Consider the following 22,166-nt stretch of genomic DNA (forward strand, 5'->3'; position numbering starts at 1 on the left):
AAATCTGCAAATAAGCAAATATCCGATTATGCAAGATGGCCAGATAGATTTAGTGGTAATGGAAAATCATAACAAATACAGCAGAGATGTCATTCCTGAGACGGAAGAGTCTCTTTCAAAGATCGTTGCACAAATTCACGCAAACTCTGTTGTGTTGGATATTGGTTGCTCTAGTGGAATGTTAGGGCGTTATCTGGTTTTGCAAAAAGAATGCGTGGTTGACGGCGTCGATATTGATCAAGGTGCAATAGAGGTATGTCGTCCCGTTTATCGGAAAGTTGTTATCAGAAACCTCGAAACCGATAGTATTATCGGCGATTTCGTTCATGAGTCTTATGACTACATCATTGTTGCCGATGTCATCGAGCATTTGAATAATCCGGATAAGCTTTTGACACAACTGCGTTTGCTGGTCAAGCCGCATGGTGCCATTATTTTCTCTGTACCAAATATCACCCATATTGCCGCATCTTTAGAGTTACTTACAGGGCAATTTAACTACACACAAAATGGCTTGCTTGATAACACGCATCTGAGATTTTACTCATACCAAAATCTGATCAGGAAATTAGCTGATTCTGGAATTTATCTATGGGCATTGGATACGGTTCAAAGAAATTTGACTGAAACCGAATTCGCAGACGCGCAGACCAGGCTTTTCCCTAAACAGTGGCTGGATGCGATGATTGAAAGTCGCCCGGACGCGTTGGTATACCAATGGATAGTCACGACCAAAATATATCCAAGTATGCATGCCGTACCAGATATTTCCAGATTTAAAAAAAAGCTGACCAGTCCTATTTTTACGATGGCCCTGTATTGGCAGAGCTTACAAACATCGGGGTTCAACGAAACGAACAAGCTCCCCGGATTTAAATACGATAGGGTACCCAACGAATTTGTAGTGGAGTTTCATTTTCCAGCTTTAGAAGATGAGCGTGTTAGCAAAATACGCATTGATCCTGCATCGGAAATGAAGTCAATCTGGATTAAGAATGCGTACATTACTGACGCACAGGGCAGCGTGTTGTGGCAATGGTCAGGAGCAGGTACTGATGCTGATTTGATTAACGCTTTTTGGAGTGCCGGCATCCCGGCTGAGGGTCGTATATTATTTTCGGAAAATAATGATCCTCAATGGTATCCGGATGTGCCATCCGATGTGTTAGCGAGGTTAAATAAGGGTGATAAATTTGTTTTTACTCTTTGTGACGACAGTGCCTCGATAGACACGCAACTGGAAATTATTTGGGGACACCGACTTGAATTGAGCGCAGAGGAATTAAGGCAGATGTCTTTAAAAGTGTCACAAACGGAAGACGTAGTTTGTGAGCTTGAAAAAAACAATGTACAGAAAATTCAGGAAATTAATGAACTGATACAAAGTAATGTTCGGAAAGCTCAGGAAATTACTAGTTTAATCCAAAGTGACGCTCAAAAAACTCTGGAAATTAGTGAGCTTACGCTCGTACTGAATGAAAAAGAAACTTATCTGCAATCTATCATTGATAGCAAATCTTGGAAGATTACTAAACCATTGCGTTACATCCGGCGAAAAATGAGTACATCAATAATAACAAGAATGCGCCTGTTTACATTTGGTAGTTTCAGGGTTTTCTGGCAAATACTTCCTCTGCCACTGACGTTAAAAAATAAGCTGAAAGCCGCATTGATTAAGAACTTTCCATCGCCGTTTCATCAATACAGCAAATGGATTACTACCGGCCAGCACAATACTCAGCAAGGTGACTCAGCGTCAGCTTTGTCCATTTATGAACCAGTTTCGACAGAAGTGGAAACTGTGCATTATGTCGCGCGCTTGAACTCCACACCTTTAGAAAACAAGCCAGTCAGATTAATTTGCTTTTATTTGCCACAGTTTCACGCGATCCCGCAAAATGATGTATGGTGGGGTGAAGGATTTACAGAATGGTCAAATGTCAGACCTGCACAGCCGCAGTTTCATAACCACTATCAACCTCATGTTCCAGGTGAGTTGGGCTACTATGATTTACTTGATACTGAAGTACAGCGTCGTCAGATTGAATTAGCGAAGTTGTATGGAATAGAAGGCTTTTGTTTTTATTTTTATTGGTTTGGTGGCACACGTCTTTTAGAAAAACCCGTAGAAAACTACCTGAATGATCGTTCGTTGGACTTGCCATTCTGCCTCTGTTGGGCCAATGAAAACTGGAGCCGTCGTTGGGATGGCCTTGATCACGAAGTTCTTATTGCGCAACAACACAGTCCCGAAGATGATCTTGCATTTATTGAACATGTTGCCAGGTACATGCGTGATCCGCGCTATATCCGTATCAATGGCAAACCGCTGTTGCTGGTTTATCGTCCGGGATTATTGCCTTATCCAAAAGAAACAGTAGCCCGCTGGCGCGACTGGTGTCGTCAGAACGGGATTGGCGAAATTTATCTGACGTACACGCAATCCTTTGAGGCGCTTGATCCCGCAACGTATGATTTCGATGCAGCGGTGGAATTCCCACCGAATAATTCGGCGCCGCCAGATGTGACGAATACAGTGACTCCGCTCAGCACAGATTTTGCCGGCAGGGTGTATGACGCGCGTATCTTTGCTGAAAGAAGTGAAAACTATCAACAGTCTCTCTACACCTTATTCAGAGGGGTATGCCCGTCCTGGGACAACACAGCACGCAGAAAGAATAAGGGTACGATTTTCCTGCATTCAAGCCCTTTGCTTTATCAGCGTTGGTTAGCGAATGCAATCAGGGATACCGTACAACATCGTACTAATCGCGATGAGCGGCTGATATTTGTGAATGCCTGGAATGAATGGGCGGAAGGTGCGCATCTTGAACCTGACGAGCGCTATGGTTACGCCTATTTGCAGGCGACCAGAAATGCGATCACTCGCAGTGCCTCATATCCGGGAAAATCCGTACTTCTTGTTACGCATGATTGTCATCCGCACGGAGCGCAATTTTTGATTTTAGAAACTGCAAAGCAATTGAAGGAATGCGGTTTTGATGTGACGATAATGGCTTTGGATGGAGGGAATTTGTGGGACGACTTTAATCGGGTCGGTAAAACCTTCAACATAAAAAACCGCGATTCTGAAGAGGTATATGCTTTTTTAGAAAAATTGAATGCAGTCGGAACCGTAGACGCAATTACCAATACTGTCATTTGCGGAAGCATTTTGCCTTTATTGAAACGCACAGGATTTAAAGTGTTGAGCCTGATTCACGAAATGCCAGGTGTTATTCGTGACATGAAGCAAGAGGAAAATGCCAGAACGATTGCGCAACTGGCGGACAAAGTCGTATTCCCAGCTGCGTTGGTGCATGAGCTTTTTAATGAAATTGTTCCCGTCAATCCAAATAAGATTGTTATCCGGCCACAAGGCGTATTACGCAAAAACCCATTTAAAGGCTGCCAAATAGAGGCACATAAAGAAATTTGCGAATTACACCATTTACCGTTGAATTCGCAGATTGTTTTGGCAATCGGATATCTGGATATGCGCAAAGGTGCAGATTTATTTGTCGAAGTTGCTGCAGATGTCATTCGGCGTAATCCGAACGCCGTATTTATCTGGGTAGGACATGCAGAAGCTATTTTTGAGCAAAAAGTAAAACTCAGAGTACGTGAATTAAAGCTGACGGATAAAGTGATTTTTGCCGGCTTTGTACGTGATCCTATGGCGTATTACGCCGCCGCATCTGTTTATGCACTTACTTCTCGCGAAGATCCATTTCCCAATGTTGTTTTAGAGTCGGCAGAAGTCAATGTTCCCGTTGTTGCTTTTAAAGGTGCATCCGGTACGGAAAACCTGATTTTAGAATGCGGTGGACGCCTGGCGAATTACCTCGAGTCCGGCGATTTTGCAGAGCAGGTGTGTGCGTTGCTCAGTACTCCAGCTTCAGCTACGAACAAACCGGCTTTATCGCTGAGACAGTATTCGTTCGATTTGATGCATTATCTGAATGGTTGTCCCCGTGTGTCTGTTGTTGTACCTAATTACAACTACGCACACTATTTAACTCAGCGATTGGAAACTATTTGTACGCAATCATTTCCGATTTATGAGTTGATTATTCTCGATGACAATTCCAGCGACGACAGCAAAGAAGTGGTGACGTCGTATATGCAAGCATGTCCAGTGGACAGCACGTTTGTCGTGAACCCTGAAAATTCCGGATCTGTATTTTTACAGTGGAAAAAAGGAGTGGATCTTGCTAGAGGTGATTTGATCTGGATTGCTGAGGCAGATGATCTGGCAGATAAGAAATTTCTGGAGACATTAATTCCGGCATTTTTTGACCCATCAGTGGTGCTTGCTTTTGCCCAGTCAAAGCAAATTGATGAGCATGGGAACCTTGTTGCCGAAAATTATTTGGACTATACAAAAGACATTTCAGATGATTGGAGTCGTAGCTATTGCCGCGATGGTGCCGAAGAAATTGCAAAAGCAATGAGTATAAAAAACACGATTCCAAACGTGAGTGGTGTTCTTTTCAAGCATCAGACTTTGAAAAAGGTATTTGATGAGATGGGTGACAATTTAACTCAATATAAAATTGCAGGTGACTGGCTGATTTATATCCGGGTTTTATTGGAGGGAAAAATTTATTTCAATCAGCATTCCTTGAATTTGCATCGCCGTCACACAAACAGCGCGACGAATACCTTGAAAGCCAATCTGCATCTGCAAGAAGTAATCGCCTTGCAAGAGGTCGCAAAGTCAGTAGTAACGCCGGGTCAGGACATATTAAACAAAGCCAGCCTGTATGTAGAGTATTTGCACCATCATTTTGGTTTGCCTTTAAACAAAGAGAAAAACAGTTAATGAGCTTGCCAGCACAAAAATATAAAAAAGCGTTGATACTCGGTGCTGCCGGATTTATTGGCATTAATCTTGTGAAGGAACTGGTGCACGCGGGATTTGAAGTTGTTTGTTTCGATATAGTGATATCAAAACAGTGGCCTGATGGCGTCCGGGCGATTGTGGGAGACTTTTTGCAACCACCGGCTGAACTGTTGTCTGAAATGGATCAGGCATATATTTTTCACCTAGTCAGCTCCTGTCGTCCTTCACCGAGTACCACACAAGCTGCGAATGAAGTCAGCCGGGATTTGGTCTCTACCATTAACTATCTTGAGCACACAAAAGATAAAGATGTCCGCTGGATTTTTTTATCTTCTGGCGGAACCGTTTATGGACAAAAAGATGCAGGACTTATTTCTGAGTCCAGTACGACGGATCCCATCAGCTCATACGGGCTGGTGAAGCTGTCTATCGAGCGCTATTTTGATTTGTACAGAAAATCATATGACCTCGATTTTATTGTGATCAGGCTGAGTAATCCTTACGGCCCTTGGCAAGATCCTCAGCGGGGGCAGGGGATTGTCGCTGCGCTGATATATAAGGCTCTTACGCATCAGACAATTGATATTTGGGGAGATGGTTCGATCGTCAGAGATTACATCTATATAACCGATGCAATAGACGGCATTTTGCAGGCGGGCATTCTTGGCTTATCCGGTGACATTTTTAATGTGGGGACGGGAATTGGCACGTCCATCGTTGAGTTGGTAGAAAAGATCAGCCGCAGTCTTGACATACCTATCTCCGTACAACACAGTGCTCCGAGATTTGTTGACGTGCAGAGTAATGTGCTCGATTCACGCAAATTACTATCGAAAACTTCATGGTCCGCTTCGACTAACCTTGATGTCGGTATTTCGTCGACGGCGATGTGGATGAAAAATACTTTTTTGCAGAGTCATTCATCATCTGCTGACCGCTAGCCGGATTCCGCTGGGTACATCAGCGATTTCAACTTCAGTTTGTTTTCAAATTTAATTCAATGACACTAAAAGATGTACATTTGCCACCTTTGAAATATCGGTCTGACATTGACGGATTACGGGCTATTGCTGTTATTGCCGTTGTCGTTTTTCATGCATTTCCAGATGTACTTCGTGGTGGCTTCATTGGCGTTGATATTTTTTTTGTTATTTCTGGCTATTTAATATCTACGATTATTTTTGAGAACTTAGAATCAGGAACTTTTCGTTTTTCTGATTTTTACACCCGGCGCATAAGGCGCATCTTTCCTTCGCTTCTTCTTGTGTTAGCAGCGTGTTTTGTGTTCGGATGGTTTGCTTTACTACCAGACGAATATAAACAGCTGGGTAAACACATGGCCGCTGGTGCCGGTTTCATCTCAAACATCGTTTTGCTGGGAGAAGCAGGTTACTTTGATAACGCCGCAGAGACCAAGCCTTTACTGCATTTATGGAGTCTGGGCATAGAAGAGCAGTTTTATATCGTCTGGCCGCTCCTGCTGTGGTTTGCATGGAGACGTAAGTTTAATCTCCTGACGATGACCATTTTCTTTACCATCATCTCATTTGTTTTGAATTTCAAGGGCGTCAGACAAGACGCCATCGCAACTTTCTATTCGCCACAAACACGTTTTTGGGAACTGTTATGTGGCAGTCTTCTGGCATGGCTGATGTTATATCAGAGGCAGAAATTGAGTCATATCGCCAACAACATTGATGATTTTCTTGTTGCCGTTCTTTATACAGAAAAGCAGAAAATCCAGCGACAAACTCTCGCCAATTGTTCGTCGCTTCTTGGTTTGCTATTGGTCACTTATGGCTTATTGCACATAAATAAAGAACTCCGGTTTCCCGGTGAGTGGGCATTGATACCGGTCACCGGCGCGGTGTTATTGCTTGCTGCAGGTCCTGATGCAGTCGTTAATCGAAAAATTTTATCCGCGAGATTACTTGTTTGGTTCGGTTTAATCAGCTTTCCACTGTATTTGTGGCATTGGCCGCTCTTATCTTTTGCCCGAATCGTTGAGAGTGAAGTGCCGAGCATCGAGATTCGTCTTCAAGCTGCTGTTTTATCAATAGTACTTGCTTGGCTTACTTATTTGTTGATTGAACGTCCGATGCGTTTCGGAAAATATGGCAGGGCTAAGATTATTACTCTCGTTTTTCTGATGATTGTTATCGGATATGTCGGGTTCAATACATATCAACGAGATGGATTGAAATTCAGATTGTTAAGCAGTAAAGCCCAAATTGGAAATATAAACTCTGCAGATTTGTTGAACGAATCTATCAATAACTGTCTTGCGTATTTCCCTGACTGGGATAAAGTGACTGATAACCCTTGCAGGTTCCAAAGAAAAACCAAGAATTCGATCGCAATTATTGGCGATTCCCATGCCGGTCATTTGTATGCTGGATTAAGCGAGTCCGTTGATTCTGGTGATGGAGTCATCGCTTTTGCTGCAAGTTGCGCGGCGCCGTATATAAATATTGCAAGCGCTACCAGCGACATCAATGCTCGCAAAGTCAGGGAAGGAGCTTATAAGTTAATAAATGCCGCCTACGACTTTGTCATTCGTGACCCGGACATTAAAATTGTTATTCTGGCGCATAACCCTCTTTGTTCTTCCGGAGACGTGAAAGACATGGCAAATCCCGGAAACAAGGATGAGAATCGTGTGCTGAAAGACGGGATGATAAGGACTTTTCAAGCTTTAACACAGGCGAATAAAAAAGTAGTCGTATTATTTGACAATCCTTTTCTGCCATTTGAGCCGAATTTATGTGTCAACCGGCCGTTCCGACTCACCAATAATCGGAATAAATGCTTATTCCCGCGCGAGGAATTTGACTCTCTGACGCCTTTTTCAAATTATAAGTCCGTCGTGAATTCGGTTCTGAAGGAGTTTCCGCAGATTCGTACGTATGATCTTGCCGATCCGTTTTGTGATGCTCAATATTGTTATCTCGCGAAAAACAATGCGCTACTTTACAGGGACAGAGGTCATTTAAACGACAGTGGCTCACGCTACGTTGCTCCTTACATCATGAATATGATTGGAAGCCCTAAGAAGTGAGCACACTGCGTTTATTTTTTCTCAGGCACCTGCCAGACTCAGCACTTCTTCAACGGTGGTGATGCCCTGCCATACTTTAAGCATTCCATCATCGCGTAAGGAGCGTACCTGGTTCTCTCTTAAATATCTGACGATCTCCGCCTCACTCGCATGGGATAAGATCTGATGCTGCAGCGTCGCATCGACCTCGAATAATTCATAGATCGCAACACGTCCTGCAAAGCCGGTATGGTTACAGGCACGGCAACCGACCGCTTGCCGTAACTGTGGTTTCTCCACTAATTCTTCTTTCCAGTGTCTGACGCCTTCTAGTAAAACACGATGCGTTTCCTGACTAATTTCGGCCGGCTGCGCGCACTCTTCGCATAAACACCGTACCAGACGTTGCGCCATCACTCCTTTTAAGCTGGAACCAAGTAAAAACGGCTCAATGCCCATATCAACCAGTCGTGTTACGGCGCCTGCTGCGCTGTTCGTATGTAAAGTTGAGAATACTAGGTGCCCGGTCAGCGCGGACTGTACAGCGATAGAGGCGGTTTCTTGATCGCGGATTTCACCGATCAGCACCACATCGGGATCATGGCGCAGGATAGAGCGCAAGGCAGAGGCGAAGGTAAAGCCGATATCGGCATTCACCTGAATTTGCGAGATGCCTTGCAGACGATATTCGACCGGGTCTTCGACGGTGATAATTTTATTTAAACCATCGTTACCTATATCGAGAGCCGTGTAGAGCGTGGTCGTTTTACCGGAACCAGTCGGCCCTGTCACCAGCACGATCCCGTTTGGCATCTTGATCCAGCGTTTAAATAAGGCCGCGTGATCAGGCATCATCCCCAGATCTTCGAGGTGATAAGGTTTGCGATCCTGACGCAGTAAACGCATCACCACCGATTCGCCCATGGCGCTGGGTAATACCGAGACACGTACATCAAACACTTCGCTGTTGACCCGCGCCGTCATACGACCATCTTGCGGTAAGCGCCGTTCAGCAATATCGAGCTGTGACAGGATTTTGATACGGCAAACAGTCGCGTCGAATTTATCCAAAGGAAAGCGGCTCAGATCCTGCATTACGCCATCGACCCGCAGGCGAATAGCGAATTCATATTCGCCCGGTTCTACGTGAATATCCGATGCGCGCCGTGTCACAGCTTGCGATAACACGGTATTCACCAGTTCGATAATCGGGCCTTCTTCTGCCAGTTCGCGCAGATGCATGACGTCGCCGCTCATTGCCATCTTCGGCTCGCGTCGCTCCAGTGCGGCATAGAAAGCCTCAAAAGAAGAAGGGCGTATCAGTGAATATTTCAGTGAGATGGCGCTTGGAGACTTCAGCCTTAAGACTTCGCGCACATTGGCAGCGATCACTTCTTTCGCGGCACAATGAACAATATTACTGTCCTCTTGCTGCCATAAAATTAATCCTTGCGCCTGACACCAGTGGGGCAATAGACCCCATTGATTAACGGTGGTTTGAAATGCGGCTTGTGCGGCATGCAAGTCATCATCGCCGACCAATGGCATACCACTATGCAAAGCCATTTGCTGATATAAAACTTCCTCGGACAAGGCTCCCATTCTTACCAGCAATGCAGGTAGCGGGGTAAATTGTTCCTGCTGCAGTAATCTTGCGTTCTCTAGTGTTTCTGCAGGAACGACCAGGTTTTGCTCTAGAAATTGTTCAAAGGAAAGTAGCGTACTCATAACAGAATGATCGTTGATGATTAAATGGATAGGATTAAGGCAAAAGCGTTCCTGCAACAGTATCGCGCCTCGTTAACCGGTGTTGGATTTGGTGAGCAGGTATGGCGCTTGGTTGCCAAGCACGGTTGGAATAGGTTTACGATAACTTAAAGTAATAATAAAGATTATTTCGTCGCAATCTTTATGTCATTGATTGCGCTATACCATTTGCCACCAGCGCGAACCACCAGCAGTAGCTCGCTACTTTTCGTCAGTTTAACTTTGACCCGAATATCGGCCTTTGTTCTGTTAGGTATTTCCTGAGCTGCTAATACAGTCGGCTCACCTTTGGATGGCGTTGCATTGAGAAGAAGAAACAAGTCTGTCCCCGGTAATTCACTCATCAGATGCACTGACAACAGGCCTGCAGGCGCAATGGCAGGAGAATCTAAGAGCAGGTAATCAGATGTCATCAACTGCGATTTGCTGACGGAGGGTTTAAATGCCGTTAGCGCTTTATCTATGCTATCTGCTTTCAGTAGCTCAGGCATGAGACTATCCAGCGATATGGTGGGAGTGCTGCTCATTGTTTGTGAATGTGATGTTACAGAAGTCGCAGTCATGAGCAGCGCAGCGATTACTTTAGCTAAAGTGTGAACATGGCGTTTGGACATACGAAATGAGAAAAACATAAATAGATCAATTTTTGAATAGGCTTTAGCGAGCTTCAATAATGTGAAGTAGCATTAAGTTGGATTAGGCAGCGTGAACCGGCTAACAATATTGTACACCGTACTGTTACACAGATCGGATGTGAAATTAGATGGGTGAAAGCGAGAAAATGCAGAAGTAATGAGTAAATACAGGCATAAAAAAAGGGAGGCTTACGCCTCCCTTTTTAGTGACTAACTAGAGAAATTATTTTTTCAGGCCAGTTTGTGCATCTTGATCTTGGTATTGACCTTCATTGACTGGTGCACGGTCGAGTGTGCCTTCAAAATCAACACCTTGAGTAGAAGACGCTTCGATGAAGTTTTTGCTATCTGGGTTGTACAGATAGTTTTGTACGCGCAGAGAAGAAACGCCTTCTGCTGTTACACGCAGACGATCACCAGCACCATTAGCGTTTGCTGTTGGCTGAGCAGTACCCAATGTTGTGCCAGAGATTGTAGTCGGTGTGTTTGTCAACAGAGCATTGATCGCAGTTGCTGTCATGTTAGAAACAGCGCGTGGTTTCAATGTTGCGATTGGACCCCAGTTACCATAAGAACCATCAGCGTGGATCAATTGACCGTAGACTGTGGCTGTATTTGTTTCACTTGGGTTGATCAAACGCAGAACACTAGTCCAGTTACCACCAGTAGATGGTGTCGCGTAGTTACGAACATCAATCTTCACGCTGCCAGACAACGGATACAAAGCACCCGAACAAGAGTTATTTTGTTCTTGTGTGTAAGCAGTAGCAACAGCATCAGGCGCTTTGACCAAAGTTGCAACTGCATTGAATGTCGATGAAGGGATGGTGTTTGTACCAGCAGCTTGGTAGCAGACAGAAACAGCATTAGTTGCAGTTGCAGCAGGAACTGCGTATGTCAGACTTGCTGGGAGACCAGCAGTAGCTGCTGTGAATGTTATTGAACCAGCGCCACCAACGGATGTGCCGCAAACCATACCAGTGGACAAGAACAGCGTGCCGCCAGCTTGGAAGCCTTGAGATGCTGTAACGTCAACTTTAAGGAATTTCTGCTCAACTGCACCGTTAACCAGTGTTGCTGTAGCAGCAGCGCCACCAGCAGTCAAGTTAGCCAACAGGTATTGTGTTGTCGCATCAGCATCGTAGCCATTAGATGCTTGAGACAAAGACACCGTGCCCAAGTTAACCAGAGTGTTGCTCAGGAACGTATCGTAAGTGCTCGGTGTGCCCAAAACATCCGCTGCCGTACCAGCAACACCAGCAAATTTAGTGTTCAAAGATGGGTTTGATGGATCGATTTTTGCAGAGCCGTCAGCAGAAGCTGCAACTGTGACTTTGATGTTCGTTGGGAACGTGTACAAAGTACCTGTACTTGTGTTGCCAGTACGCAGGTGTTCATCAGCGATACCGTTTGTAGTACCGTCAGCGATATTTGTTGACGAAACTGAAGTAAAGTGTTTGAACGCGAATGGCAGATTTGGTACTGCATTTGTACATGGGTTAACTGCACCAACTACGCTGTACAGTTTAGTTACTGTAGATGCAGTGCCTGCTGGATCGTTGAAACGAACCGCTGGTGTTACCAAGCTACCTGTTGCTGTTGCTTTCAATACTGTAATTGTTGCATACAGTGTTTTATTGTCAGCACTGATCGCTGGAGCAGAAACTGTGTATTTAGCTGGAGCAACTGGTGCACCAGCATTGTCTACGAGGACTACAGATGCTGCATTGCCTGCAGTTTTCCATTCACCGCCGCCTGTCAGTACCAGTTGAACCTGAAATACTTGGTCATTGTTAGTTGCATCAACGTCACCAGCGAAGCGATAAGTGACTGAAGGTGCTTTGATTGCTTGTGCATCAGCAGTAATAACTTCGTGAGCGATCTGGATCGAAGAAGATTGGATTTGACCCGCGGAAGCTACGTTAGCAGCGAAAGCAGCAACCAGGCTAGCCGCCAGGATACTTAATTGTTTTTGTTTCATTTGAATAGCCTCTCTAGAAAAGACATTAGATTGTTACGTAATAAATGTACAACGTACGTTTGCTACAAGTACTTGTCATACGAGTACTCATATGACTAGCCGATGAAGATTAAAACATGTTTTTTCAATTGCAGCAAGTTTCCATGTGCAGTTATGTCGAAAATATAACTTTCTCTTCTCTCGCCAGGCATATTCCTAAGATCGACAACGATATAATACGTAGCGGCGTGATTTTGCGCTGTATTTCTTACGTTTGTACACATGTGTGTTGTGTATAAGATACAATTGAAGGTATTAAGTTTGATTGATTCTGGATTTTGACTTGCTTTCTCATTCTTTTTTAAAATGAGGCGACTTGTGAAGCAACTTTGAGTGAGTGTATGTAAGAGTTTCACTACTGTTGTATTCCGTTGTCTTATACAATCCGTGCACATTCGCTGCGCCATACTTTTTTAGTCTGGAACGGTTTTTTTTCGCTATATATATATATGCTGAGTTTTTTAATTTTCCTTTATGCCCGAATTTCGTTATCAAGCTACTGACGCGCAAGGCGCAGTGGTGAAAGGTGTACTGACTGTAGAAGATCAGGCTGAGGCGATGACGCAATTGCAACGTCGCGGTCTAATGGTGTTTGAAATGCAGGAAGTCGCTGCTTCCCGCAGCAGTCGTATCTCTCAACCCAAGCGCGCGGGGCGCGATGCGATTCTGGTGGTACTGCAGGAACTGGCTACTTTACTGGATGCTGGTGTAACGCTGGCAGATGCGGTGGAGAATGTTGCCAGAGGATATCAGGACTCACCTTTAGGTATTGCCTTTAATAAAATCTATTCACAATTACGTGGTGGTATTGCTTTCTCTAAAGCGTTAATCGATGCTGATTTGCGCTTACCTAATTATGTTGTCGAGCTGTGCCGTGCCGGTGAATCTACTGGTAAGTTGGCGGGTTCTTTGCGTTCCGCCGCGGAACAGCTTGAATTAGAACAAAACTTCCAGCGCGAGGCGCGTAACGCACTGATTTACCCTATGGTGCTGATCGTTAGTGGTTTTCTGGCAACATTGCTGGTATTTGTCTTCGTGGTGCCGAAGTTTGCCAATATTCTGAGTAACCCTAAAGCGGATATTCCTCTGTTATCTGTGTGGGTGTTAGCAACCGGTATGTGGCTAACCAAAAATAAGTTGCTGTTGGCACTAGTCGTTGCCGGAGCCGGTATCTGTAGTTATCTGTTACTTCGTCAGGAAAAAGTGCAACAAAATCTTTGGAATCGGGCGGCAGGTTTGCCAGTCATTGGTAGTTGGATTATGCATACGGAAATGGCGCGTTGGAGTTCAATGTTCAGCGTATTGCTGCAAAACCATGTATCTATATTAGAGGCATTGGCACATGCGCAGAATGCGTTGCGAGGTGACGTCTGGCGGCAAAAAGCAGCGCTGATTCTCAGTGATGTGAGAGGTGGTAAGACTTTAGCAGAGTCACTACAATTGCATCAGTTTATTGATGCAACGGGTGTTAATCTGGTACGGGTAGGTGAGCGTTCAGGTGCGTTGGGTAAAACGACCGCGTCATTGGCCAATATGCATCGACTGCACAGCCAACAGCAGATGCGGCAATTTTTAATATTACTGGAACCCGTCACTATATTATTAGTGTCGGTTGTGTTGGGCGGGATTATGATTTCGGTCATGCTGGCGATTACCAGTTTGACGAACGTCATTTAAGAATCGCGGTCTAAGTCGTTTTTGAAAGGGTGTTATGCGTAGTTATTTTGTGAAAAATTTAGTGAAAAACACGTCAAAAAATACAGTAAAAAATAGTCTGTCGGGTAGAGTTACAGGCTTTACTTTGCTGGAAATGTTGGTGGTTATGGTGATTATCGGTCTGTTAGCGGGCTTGGTTGGTCCGCGTATTTTTGGCAAAGTGGATTCGTCAAAGGTGCAAACAGCGCAGACGCAAATCAAAATGTTGGAAAGCGCATTAAATATTATGCGGCTTGATGTAGGACAAGTACCACCTCCGGAGCAGGGATTGCAATGGTTGTTGACGCCACCTCTTGACCCTAACTTGCAACCTTTATGGAAGGGGCCCTATATCGAAGGCTCCATTCCTGTGGATCCCTGGAGTAATCCTTACCAATACAAAGCACCAGGGATTGATAACAAACCGTATTCTGTGTATTCGTTTGGTGCGGACGGTAAGCCGGGTGGCGAAGGTCTGAATGCAGATATTGGTCTTGGTTCTGTAGTGAAATAATTCGTGTTATTTGTATTAGTGTCGTTGGATGTGTACATGTTGATGGGGTTCTTCGAGTGACGACTTTTTCTGTACGTTCTCAGACTGAATTGGTACGTCGGCAGGTCGTTGTTCGGCGGACGTTTTCTTGTGGCTTTACCCTTATTGAAATGATGGCGGTGTTGACGCTGGCTGCATTGATGGCCGGCGTTGCGTTGCCGGCAATGCAGAGATGGTTTGATTCTATTTCCGAGCGGGCGCAATTGACGGAGATCTCGATTCAGTTTCAGCGGCTTGCGTCACGTGCCGCGCTTTTGTCCGAAACGGTGAAATTAAGTAAATTGAATTGGACGGATAAGTTGGGCGATGGGAGTGCGACACTGAGTTTGCCAGACGACTGGTCGATTGCGAATGAGAAACCCGTTGTCTTTTTTCATAGTGGAATATGTGAGGGTGGGATTGTTGAGCTCACAGGCCCTCAGGCACGCAAAGTGAAATTAAATATCGCAGCTGTCAGCTGTGACGTGAGTGTGATCAAACCATGAGTGCATTTATGTTTAGAGCTGGTTCTTGCAAAGCAGACTGCTCACGGTTTCGTTCGGTAAGACTAAAACAAATGGGCTTCAGCTTGTTAGAAATGATTGCTGCCCTGACGATCTTGACGATAGGCTCAGTCGTATTATTTAGCTGGCTTGGACAGACAATGGGTCAGCTCAACCGTTTTCAATTACAGGAAAAAGAATCACTGGCTAAATTGCAGGCAATTGATTTTCTATCGACACAAAATCCGGCACTGGCTTCGGAAGGTAAACAGGTATTTGACTCTTTTAAGATGGAGTGGAAGAGTGAGCCCGTTGCAGAAACCAGAGACGCGGTGTCACCTACCGGTGGTTTGGGTTTGTATCAAATAAGTATGTACAAAGTTCAAGTGAAAACGTATGACAAATCAGACCGTACGTGGTTTGAGTTTCCATTGAGGTTGGTTGGATACAAGCAGGTTCGCCAGCCTGCAACAGCGACGCCGTTTTAATATGTCAGGTATAAAAGGCGTTGATACGAGCGGGAGTTATGCAGGGTTGCGCAAAGCAATTCCTGGCCTGAATCAAGATGGGCTGACGTTGATTGAATTGCTCGTTAGTCTGGTGATTTTGGGGTTTGTTGTCGTGATTATGTCCGGGGCTTTTTTCCAAGTTGCGCAAGTCGTGCGTATTGCTGAAAATGTGAATGGTCAATTTCAGTCCCAATGGATACGCATTAATTCTCTGAAAGACCTAGTGGGTAATCTTGTATTGCCTGAGAGTATAGAAAAGCCATTCCAGGGCGATGGTAATGGCTTTGAGGCTTATTCTTTATCCTTGCCGCAAAATGATTGGGGTGATTTACAACAATTCAGGGTGAAATTAAGTTCCGTTAAACAAGGTAAAACTGATTTGGTGGTCACCGTTGGTGATGCACAACCGGTCGTCATTGGCTCTTGGGATATGCCGATTCAACTGGAGTATCTTACTGTGGATGGTGCTGCTGTATCGATGTGGCCGCCTCTGGGTAGGGTAGTGGAGGATATGCCTCGGGGAGTGATCGTGCGTGCGAGTTCAGGTGAACGGTTAATACAAATGATTGCCTCTTACAATGGTGCGCATAAGGTTGAGCCAAATGGGAAAAGCGATATGGGTAAGTTGTTTGGGGTTGATGTGAAGTGATGCACCGAATTTACTCAGGGCGTACCATAATATTGAAACACTCAAACAGTGGCTTTGCTCTCGCTGCTGTGTTGTGGCTGTTGGCTGGACTTACTATATTGGCTGCGATGATTAGTCAATCTAATCAGATACTGGCGGAACGCCAAGCAAAGCTCAAACAGCGCGCAGACGCTGAACAGGCATTTTTGTCCAGCCGTAGTGAAGCTTTGTATTGGTTATCAACTAGTAAAGCCACCGAGAGCGGTTTTGGCTGGTCTGGGCAATATTTACGTGTTGACGGCAGGGGATACGCAGGTGCAAATCGCAGCACTATACAATTACAGGATGTCCGGGGGTTATTAAATTTAAACCGCCCAAAACGGAATTTATTATCACGACTTCTTGTTAGCTGCGGTGCTGACGAATCTGAAACAGATGCGTTGATGGATGCATTAGAAGATTATGCCGAGCCAGGTAAATTGAAACGATTGAATGGCGCGAAGGATTTTGAATACTCTATGGCTGGCTTACCTTCACCACGTGGGGCACCGCTATTGTCTGAGCCCGAGATCTGGCGTGTCTATGGCTGGCAAAAGTTGCGATCGACATGGAACGCTCGTCATTGTTTTGAGGATGTCACGGTTTGGGGTGATAGTAATTTTAATCCTGGCACAGCAACAGCTAAGACCTTGGCAGCTTACGGGGTGACATCTGAACAAGTAGCGACTATTGAAAAAGAGCGTGCCGTTGGCGAGTCGACCACGATCAACGCACTGCAGCAAAGCAATCAGGCAAATAATTTTTTAGGTTTGCCTGATGGCCGCTATCCTGCACGCACCTTGCGTGTAACGCATTCTATGCAAGATATGTCGTGGGTTTTTCGCTATGAATTAAAATTACGGTCTAACGCTGAAGGAAGTCCATGGGAGATATCATCTCCGCGCCGAATTCCATTGGCTTCAGTTATCATGCCGGCTGGTCGTGCCGAGTGGCCAAAAATCGACCACATTTCTGATACGGATAAGAATGCAATTACGCAACCGATACTACCTTTCTGATTTTGCCGCATCTGCCAATTCGTCCAGCAGCGACAATGGCAAAGAGAAATTCGTTCTACGTGCAGGTTGGATCAAACCATTATGGATATTACCTCGTGCATGGTGTGTCACGACGTCATTGCAAGCGAAAGGTGTGCCGCGCCATAAAACAGCTGCACTGGTACAGCTGCATTTAGGCCGACTGGCTCCATTTGCAGATTGTGGTGTTTATGCCTGTCGCTCAGGAGACTGGGTACATCTCTGGTTCTGGGAAAACAGGCGTGTACGTGAGCTGTGTGCAGAAAATGATCTGGACTTTGATTCTCTTCAGCTTGCTCCGGAAAGTGTCTGCTTTCCAAAGCGTAAAGAGGGCGCAGTTGTATACCAATGTAAGGATGGTATCGAGGCACAGTTATGGTATCAGGGGGTATTGATAGATAGTGCCTGGTGGCCAGATCGCATTAGTGCAGAGGAATGGGATGTGTGGCGGCCGACCTCTGCTGGTGGAACTCGCTCTCAGCTTGTAAGTTGGCCAGAAAAAATGCCCTCTTATATAACACCTGGTGAAGTGTCGCCTGTTGATAAAACCGCGCGATTGGCGGAACCTTGGGGGCGAAATCTGCTCGGAGTCCAGTGGTGGCACGCGATTAAAGCGTTTCGTGTTGACACGCTACTGATATTCGCTGGAGGACTTATGGCTGGATTTACTGCCTACTTATCCATGCAGTGGTGGACATTACAATCGTTGCAAAAAGAGACGGAAGAAAAAATTGCAGCCTTGTCGGTTCGTGTTGATCCTCTGAATGAGGCCCGCAGCAAGGCATTATTACAACAACAATGGATTAGTAAACTGGTAGCGTTGCGTAATCAGGATGGTATTCAGGATCTGCTCAAAAGCTTGCAACCTGTTTTGCAGCAACAAGAAGCTGTTTTACGTGAATTTGAGTATCTTGATGGCGAATTGCGATTGACGTTGGTTCCTATCAATACAGAACTGAATATTGCCTCATTGATACAGGACATAGAATCATTGCCCAAATTAAGCAATATACGATTGTTGCCAGACAGCGATGTCAGAGTCGTCAGACTATCTGCCAAGATGCAACGTGTTGGGAAATCATCCGTCGACGCGAAAATTTTAGGGCAAGTGCAAAAAACAGTTGAACCAGTAAAAAATGATCAGCCTCTTTCCATTTACAGAAGCGGCAAGCGCGAGAAGGGGGAGTGAAATGAAAACGGGTGAACGTTTTTGGCAGTTGCTTGGGATGGTGATGTTGCTACTTGTTGCTTACGGACTTGCCGAATTATATGACATGAATATGGCGCAACAAAAGCAGCTGGAAAGCCAGAGTCAACTGTTGGATCGTCAGGAAATTTTGCTTAAGAATAATCACTGGCCTGAGAATTTGATTGCCGTGCAAAAGGTACAAAAAGCCTGGGTTAGTTTTTTGCCGACTGAAAAGTCACCTACTTTTGCTAAGGCGAGATTATTGAGTGATATTCGTGATTTAGCGAAGGACGCGGGGATACCTAATTTGGTAGTAAGCGCTACCGATGCTGAAGGCGGGGACAAGGTGGGCTTGTCTGGGTATGGAGAGAAGTCCACTTATCAGTCAAACGCGGATAAAAATAAGCTTGATGTGTTACCTTCGGGTGTTCAAGTGATTAAATTGACGGTGACGGGACGCTTTGATCCAATGGCGTTTATGAAGTTACTTCATTCTATGGAAGAAGCGCAGCGATTTATCATTGTAGAGCGAGCAATAGTTCGTGGAGTACAGATGGAAATTGGTATTCGTTGTTATTGGCGTGTTGGGACTGCGTTAACTAAAGACAAAGCAGAGGGTAAATCTGTTTCATAGGTGCTTTGATTGCACATAATTATGTTGAATTTAAAGAAAATTTCTAGCAAGCAGTGGGCTGCTTCCTTTTTTGTAATAGCTTGTACAGTTATCGGGGCTCTCTTAGGTCGGTATGTGTTGTTTGACTCTTTAGTACAAACACGGTTTGAAAGTCAACAAAAACAAACACAATCAGATCCTGCTTTTTTAGTGCCAGCGGCACCACCTGAAAAAGTAGTAAAGGATGAAAAAAAGAGTGCAGAAAATGCGCAAAAAGTGGCGATGGATTTCAGTGAGCTTCGCGTTTGGGAGGTGGCGGTTCGGCAGCCCTTGCCTTCGAGGAAAGAGGCGTTGACACCACCTCGCTGGAGAATTGTTGGCGTCACCTCTGTTGGGAGTGAAAAAAGTGTACTCCTCTTGTTTGACAATCAGCCAGCAACAGAGGCTAGAAAAATTGGTGAGAAATTACCAGGTGGAGCCAAGATTGTTGAGATCGCCCAGGACCAATTAAAAATTTCTTTGAATGGTCAAATTATGAAACTGAATTTACGTAAGCAATGAAAAAATCATCTTCCCGACTTAATACAAGATTGCTGGTACAGCGTATCGCTCCAGTGTCTGCGATAACTATTTTGTTATGTTTATCCGGATGTGCTGACACAAAATTAAATGTTCCAAAGAAAATAGAGTTTGAACGTAGCCAGCAATTGAATTCAGCGTCTGTATTGGGTGACGAACAGTTACAGCGCAAATACACGGAAACCGATACGCCGAAATTGCCTTTACAGCGATTAAGTAGCGCTCAGCAAAATCAAAATAAATCACATGACCTTGCCAATGAAAAAAGTGAATTGACTGTGTCATTTGATCAAATGCCATTGCCAACGTTCATTCAAGCCGTATATGGAAGTGTTTTAAAGACAAATTACTCTATGGACGGTGCTGTTGCTGCCCGTACTGATTTGGTTACTTTTCATACGCCACGACCACAAACGGCAAGCCAGATGGCAAATCTGGCTAGGATGCTTTTGAAAAGTTATGGTATTGCAGTGCAGGATTTTGGCGGTGTGATTCGAATGGTGCCAGATACTGCGACCAATAGTTATTCGCCAGCGATCAGACGCGGGCGAGCTCAACCAGATACGCCGATGAGCTTGCGGCCTGTATTTCATTATGTAGAACTTGACGCCGTTCGTATAGGTGATTTTAGTGGCTTGTTGCGGACGATGTTTGGTTCCAAAATCCAAATTCAAGATGATCCCGGTCGTAATGCATTATTGTTGAGTGGTCAGGCTGACGACATTTCTGCTGCGATGGAGGTTATTCAGGTCTTTGATCAGCCCATTATGCGTGGTCAACGAACTAAGAAAATTACACCAGTTTTCTGGACTGCTGATGAGTTCAGTAGACGATTGGTTGATGTTTTATCTGCGGAAGGTTACGCAGCTAGCACTGCTATCACATCCGGAGCACCTATATTAGTTTTGGCAATTCCTCCAATTAATAGCATTATTATTTTTACTTCTTCTGAGACGATATTAAATCACGCGTTAACATGGGCTAGAGAATTAGATAAGCCATCCGACAGTCAGGCTGGTGGTGCGTTTTTTACGTACCCAGTCAAATATGCAGATGCTCAGGCATTAGCGAAGACCTTATCCGAGCTGATTGGTGGGGCGACTGGTGCTACGACTGCGGCTGCTTCAGGTCAGCAAGCGGCAACTGCTTCGACGTCAAGGGGCGGCTCAAAAATTGTCGTGAACAATGCGACAAACAGCTTGATTATTCAGGGAGGTGGCCCAGATCAGTATCGTCAATGGATGGCATTGCTGGCAGAACTGGATAAACCGACTAAATCGGCTTTGATTGATGTGATGGTTGCAGAGGTGACAGCAGGAACTGCAAATACTCTTGGGGTGGATTGGAATTTCCGTAATGCTAAATCTTCTGCCGGCGGTATACCAGGTACGGTTACTTCGGGGAATGCTGGTTCCGGTTCTGGTGGTCTTACTTTTAGTTTCTTGAATTCTGCAGGATTACTGCGTGCAGATATTTCTGCTCTGGCATCAAAAAATGATGCTCAGATTTTGTCCAGCCCTAAATTGATGGCACGAAATGGTGAAACTGCGACGATTCAGGTAGCTGATGAAGTTCCTATTTCTACTGGTGTTACTACTACGCCTGGCTCAATCCTTGGTGGTGGTTCGGTAGCAACTTCGATCCAATATCGCACCACCGGTATGATTTTGAAAGTAAGGCCAGTTATCAATTCTGGCAACAGAATTGACCTTGATATTTCTCAGGAGGTGAGTAACGTTAAATCTTTAACTAGCGGGCCACTTAATTCTCCAACTATTGGGACTCGTAAAGTCGATACTAAATTAACTTTACGGGATGGCAGTACGGTCATGCTTGCAGGCCTGATTTCTAATGACAATAGTTCTTCTGATGCGGGCGTTCCTTTACTCAAGGATATTCCAGGTGTTGGTAGTTTGTTTAAAAATGAAACTTTCAGCAAGAGTAAAAAAGAGCTGATTATTCTGATCACACCTTACATTATCAATGATGATTTTGAAGCGGAATCGATCAGCAATGCTTTTCAGAGCTCTCTTGGTGATTGGGCTAAGGATTTGAAGGAACGAACCGATCTCAATGCGCTCAAGCGTATGCCACCGACAGTTGACAATGCTGCAAAAGACAGTGTGCCTGTAAAAATCGATGACCGCGCCAATCGACCTGTTGCGCAGCGACCTGCGAAAGAGGTCATGTCTGAGGAGTCCGCTCCGAGAGAACATCATGAAGATCAGGCAAAAGAAAAGATAAGTACTGAAGAATCTTTGACTAATAAAGAGTCTCTTGCACCTTCAGATGTCATTATGAGTAAGCCGCTACCTGCAACATCACCGGTACAAGTTTCAACTGGAAAAGCAGATGAGGGTAAAAAAGTTAAATCAGGCAATACAGGTGCAAAAACTGCACCTGTATTGCCGGGAACTAAGCCTGTTGAAAATACAGATTTGTTAGAGGAATTGAGGCGCGCTGTAGATAAACGTTAAATAAAAAGGGTTTGCGATGAGCAAACTCTTTTTATTTTGATGCGATGGAATTCTATATTA

The 22,166-nt window shown here is 44.9% G+C and carries 16 protein-coding genes; 13 read left to right on the top strand and 3 right to left on the bottom strand.

From position 1 onward, the window contains the following. The first annotated feature begins 28 nt into the window (after positions 1-28). From H8K38_RS08205 to H8K38_RS08215, 3 genes are read left to right on the top strand one after another with little or no spacing between them, the layout of a single operon-like run. Positions 29-4,825, top strand: a complete 4,797-nt coding sequence (locus H8K38_RS08205; protein WP_186884333.1) for a glycoside hydrolase family 99-like domain-containing protein — start codon at positions 29-31, stop codon at positions 4,823-4,825. Continuing rightward, positions 4,825-5,787, top strand: coding sequence for an NAD-dependent epimerase/dehydratase family protein (locus H8K38_RS08210; RefSeq protein ID WP_186884334.1), 963 nt, complete (start codon positions 4,825-4,827; stop codon positions 5,785-5,787). Before H8K38_RS08205 ends, H8K38_RS08210 begins: the two co-directional genes overlap by 1 nt. Positions 5,788-5,846: 59 nt before the next feature. Beyond that, positions 5,847-7,904: an acyltransferase family protein gene (locus H8K38_RS08215; protein WP_186884335.1), complete on the top strand. Its 2,058-nt coding sequence runs from the start codon at positions 5,847-5,849 to the stop codon at positions 7,902-7,904. 21 nt (positions 7,905-7,925) lie between these two features. Here the strand turns inward: H8K38_RS08215 and H8K38_RS08220 are convergent, their stop codons facing one another. The 3 genes from H8K38_RS08220 to H8K38_RS08230 form a co-directional block, all read right to left on the bottom strand. Further along, a complete protein-coding gene (locus H8K38_RS08220) occupies positions 7,926-9,611 on the bottom strand; it encodes a GspE/PulE family protein (protein ID WP_186884336.1) in 1,686 nt (561 codons plus the stop codon). Positions 9,612-9,775: 164 nt separating this feature from the next. After that, on the bottom strand, positions 9,776-10,264 hold the full coding sequence (locus tag H8K38_RS08225) for a hypothetical protein (protein WP_222610805.1): 489 nt from the start codon (positions 10,262-10,264) through the stop codon (positions 9,776-9,778). A 244-nt stretch (positions 10,265-10,508) separates the two neighbouring features. Further along, on the bottom strand, positions 10,509-12,266 hold the full coding sequence (locus H8K38_RS08230; RefSeq protein WP_186884338.1) for a hypothetical protein: 1,758 nt from the start codon (positions 12,264-12,266) through the stop codon (positions 10,509-10,511). A 513-nt stretch (positions 12,267-12,779) separates the two neighbouring features. Between H8K38_RS08230 and H8K38_RS08235 the strand changes: the two genes are divergently transcribed. From H8K38_RS08235 to H8K38_RS08280, 10 genes are read left to right on the top strand one after another with little or no spacing between them, the layout of a single operon-like run. After that, on the top strand, positions 12,780-13,982 hold the full coding sequence (locus tag H8K38_RS08235) for a type II secretion system F family protein (protein ID WP_186884339.1): 1,203 nt from the start codon (positions 12,780-12,782) through the stop codon (positions 13,980-13,982). A gap of 34 nt (positions 13,983-14,016) precedes the next feature. Then, on the top strand, positions 14,017-14,514 hold the full coding sequence (gspG, locus tag H8K38_RS08240) for a type II secretion system major pseudopilin GspG (RefSeq protein WP_186884340.1): 498 nt from the start codon (positions 14,017-14,019) through the stop codon (positions 14,512-14,514). Between the two features lie 56 nt (positions 14,515-14,570). Then, positions 14,571-15,038, top strand: a complete 468-nt coding sequence (locus H8K38_RS08245; RefSeq protein ID WP_186884341.1) for a prepilin-type N-terminal cleavage/methylation domain-containing protein — start codon at positions 14,571-14,573, stop codon at positions 15,036-15,038. Beyond that, a complete protein-coding gene (locus tag H8K38_RS08250; RefSeq protein WP_186884342.1) occupies positions 15,035-15,523 on the top strand; it encodes a type II secretion system protein J in 489 nt (162 codons plus the stop codon). The genes H8K38_RS08245 and H8K38_RS08250 overlap by 4 nt, the downstream gene beginning before the upstream one ends. 1 nt (position 15,524) lies before the next feature. Then, positions 15,525-16,193, top strand: coding sequence for a type II secretion system protein (locus H8K38_RS08255; protein ID WP_186884343.1), 669 nt, complete (start codon positions 15,525-15,527; stop codon positions 16,191-16,193). 32 nt (positions 16,194-16,225) lie between these two features. Then, positions 16,226-17,230 (top strand): type II secretion system protein GspK, encoded by a 1,005-nt coding sequence (locus tag H8K38_RS08260; RefSeq protein ID WP_186884344.1) that lies wholly within the window; start codon positions 16,226-16,228, stop codon positions 17,228-17,230. After that, positions 17,199-18,437 carry a hypothetical protein gene (locus H8K38_RS08265; RefSeq protein WP_186884345.1) on the top strand — a complete coding sequence of 413 codons (1,239 nt, stop codon included), beginning with the start codon at positions 17,199-17,201 and terminating at the stop codon, positions 18,435-18,437. The genes H8K38_RS08260 and H8K38_RS08265 overlap by 32 nt, the downstream gene beginning before the upstream one ends. A gap of 1 nt (position 18,438) precedes the next feature. Then, the gene (locus tag H8K38_RS08270) at positions 18,439-19,071 is read left to right on the top strand and encodes a GspMb/PilO family protein (RefSeq protein ID WP_186884346.1); all 633 of its coding nucleotides are present in this window, start codon (positions 18,439-18,441) and stop codon (positions 19,069-19,071) included. 21 nt (positions 19,072-19,092) lie between these two features. After that, positions 19,093-19,611 carry a hypothetical protein gene (locus H8K38_RS08275; protein WP_186884347.1) on the top strand — a complete coding sequence of 173 codons (519 nt, stop codon included), beginning with the start codon at positions 19,093-19,095 and terminating at the stop codon, positions 19,609-19,611. Next, the gene (locus H8K38_RS08280; protein WP_186884348.1) at positions 19,608-22,106 is read left to right on the top strand and encodes a secretin N-terminal domain-containing protein; all 2,499 of its coding nucleotides are present in this window, start codon (positions 19,608-19,610) and stop codon (positions 22,104-22,106) included. Before H8K38_RS08275 ends, H8K38_RS08280 begins: the two co-directional genes overlap by 4 nt. The last annotated feature ends 60 nt before the right edge of the window (positions 22,107-22,166 follow it).

Origin of the sequence: Undibacterium sp. FT79W, assembly GCF_014284215.1 — a bacterium.
In the GTDB taxonomy this organism is placed as follows: Bacteria; Pseudomonadota; Gammaproteobacteria; order Burkholderiales; family Burkholderiaceae_D; genus Undibacterium; species Undibacterium aquatile.

Bases quoted from the DNA above. Each gene is read 5' to 3' on its own strand.
- H8K38_RS08205 (WP_186884333.1), top strand. From the start codon at position 29: ATGCAAGATGGCCAGATAGATTTAGTGGTAATGGAAAATCATAACAAA.
- H8K38_RS08210 (WP_186884334.1), top strand. From the start codon at position 4,825: ATGAGCTTGCCAGCACAAAAATATAAAAAAGCGTTGATACTCGGTGCT.
- H8K38_RS08215 (WP_186884335.1), top strand. From the start codon at position 5,847: ATGACACTAAAAGATGTACATTTGCCACCTTTGAAATATCGGTCTGAC.
- H8K38_RS08220 (WP_186884336.1), bottom strand. From the start codon at position 9,611: ATGAGTACGCTACTTTCCTTTGAACAATTTCTAGAGCAAAACCTGGTC.
- H8K38_RS08225 (WP_222610805.1), bottom strand. From the start codon at position 10,264: ATGTCCAAACGCCATGTTCACACTTTAGCTAAAGTAATCGCTGCGCTG.
- H8K38_RS08230 (WP_186884338.1), bottom strand. From the start codon at position 12,266: ATGAAACAAAAACAATTAAGTATCCTGGCGGCTAGCCTGGTTGCTGCT.
- H8K38_RS08235 (WP_186884339.1), top strand. From the start codon at position 12,780: ATGCCCGAATTTCGTTATCAAGCTACTGACGCGCAAGGCGCAGTGGTG.
- gspG (WP_186884340.1), top strand. From the start codon at position 14,017: ATGCGTAGTTATTTTGTGAAAAATTTAGTGAAAAACACGTCAAAAAAT.
- H8K38_RS08250 (WP_186884342.1), top strand. From the start codon at position 15,035: ATGAGTGCATTTATGTTTAGAGCTGGTTCTTGCAAAGCAGACTGCTCA.
- H8K38_RS08255 (WP_186884343.1), top strand. From the start codon at position 15,525: ATGTCAGGTATAAAAGGCGTTGATACGAGCGGGAGTTATGCAGGGTTG.
- H8K38_RS08265 (WP_186884345.1), top strand. From the start codon at position 17,199: ATGCAATTACGCAACCGATACTACCTTTCTGATTTTGCCGCATCTGCC.
- H8K38_RS08270 (WP_186884346.1), top strand. From the start codon at position 18,439: ATGAAAACGGGTGAACGTTTTTGGCAGTTGCTTGGGATGGTGATGTTG.
- H8K38_RS08275 (WP_186884347.1), top strand. From the start codon at position 19,093: ATGTTGAATTTAAAGAAAATTTCTAGCAAGCAGTGGGCTGCTTCCTTT.
- H8K38_RS08280 (WP_186884348.1), top strand. From the start codon at position 19,608: ATGAAAAAATCATCTTCCCGACTTAATACAAGATTGCTGGTACAGCGT.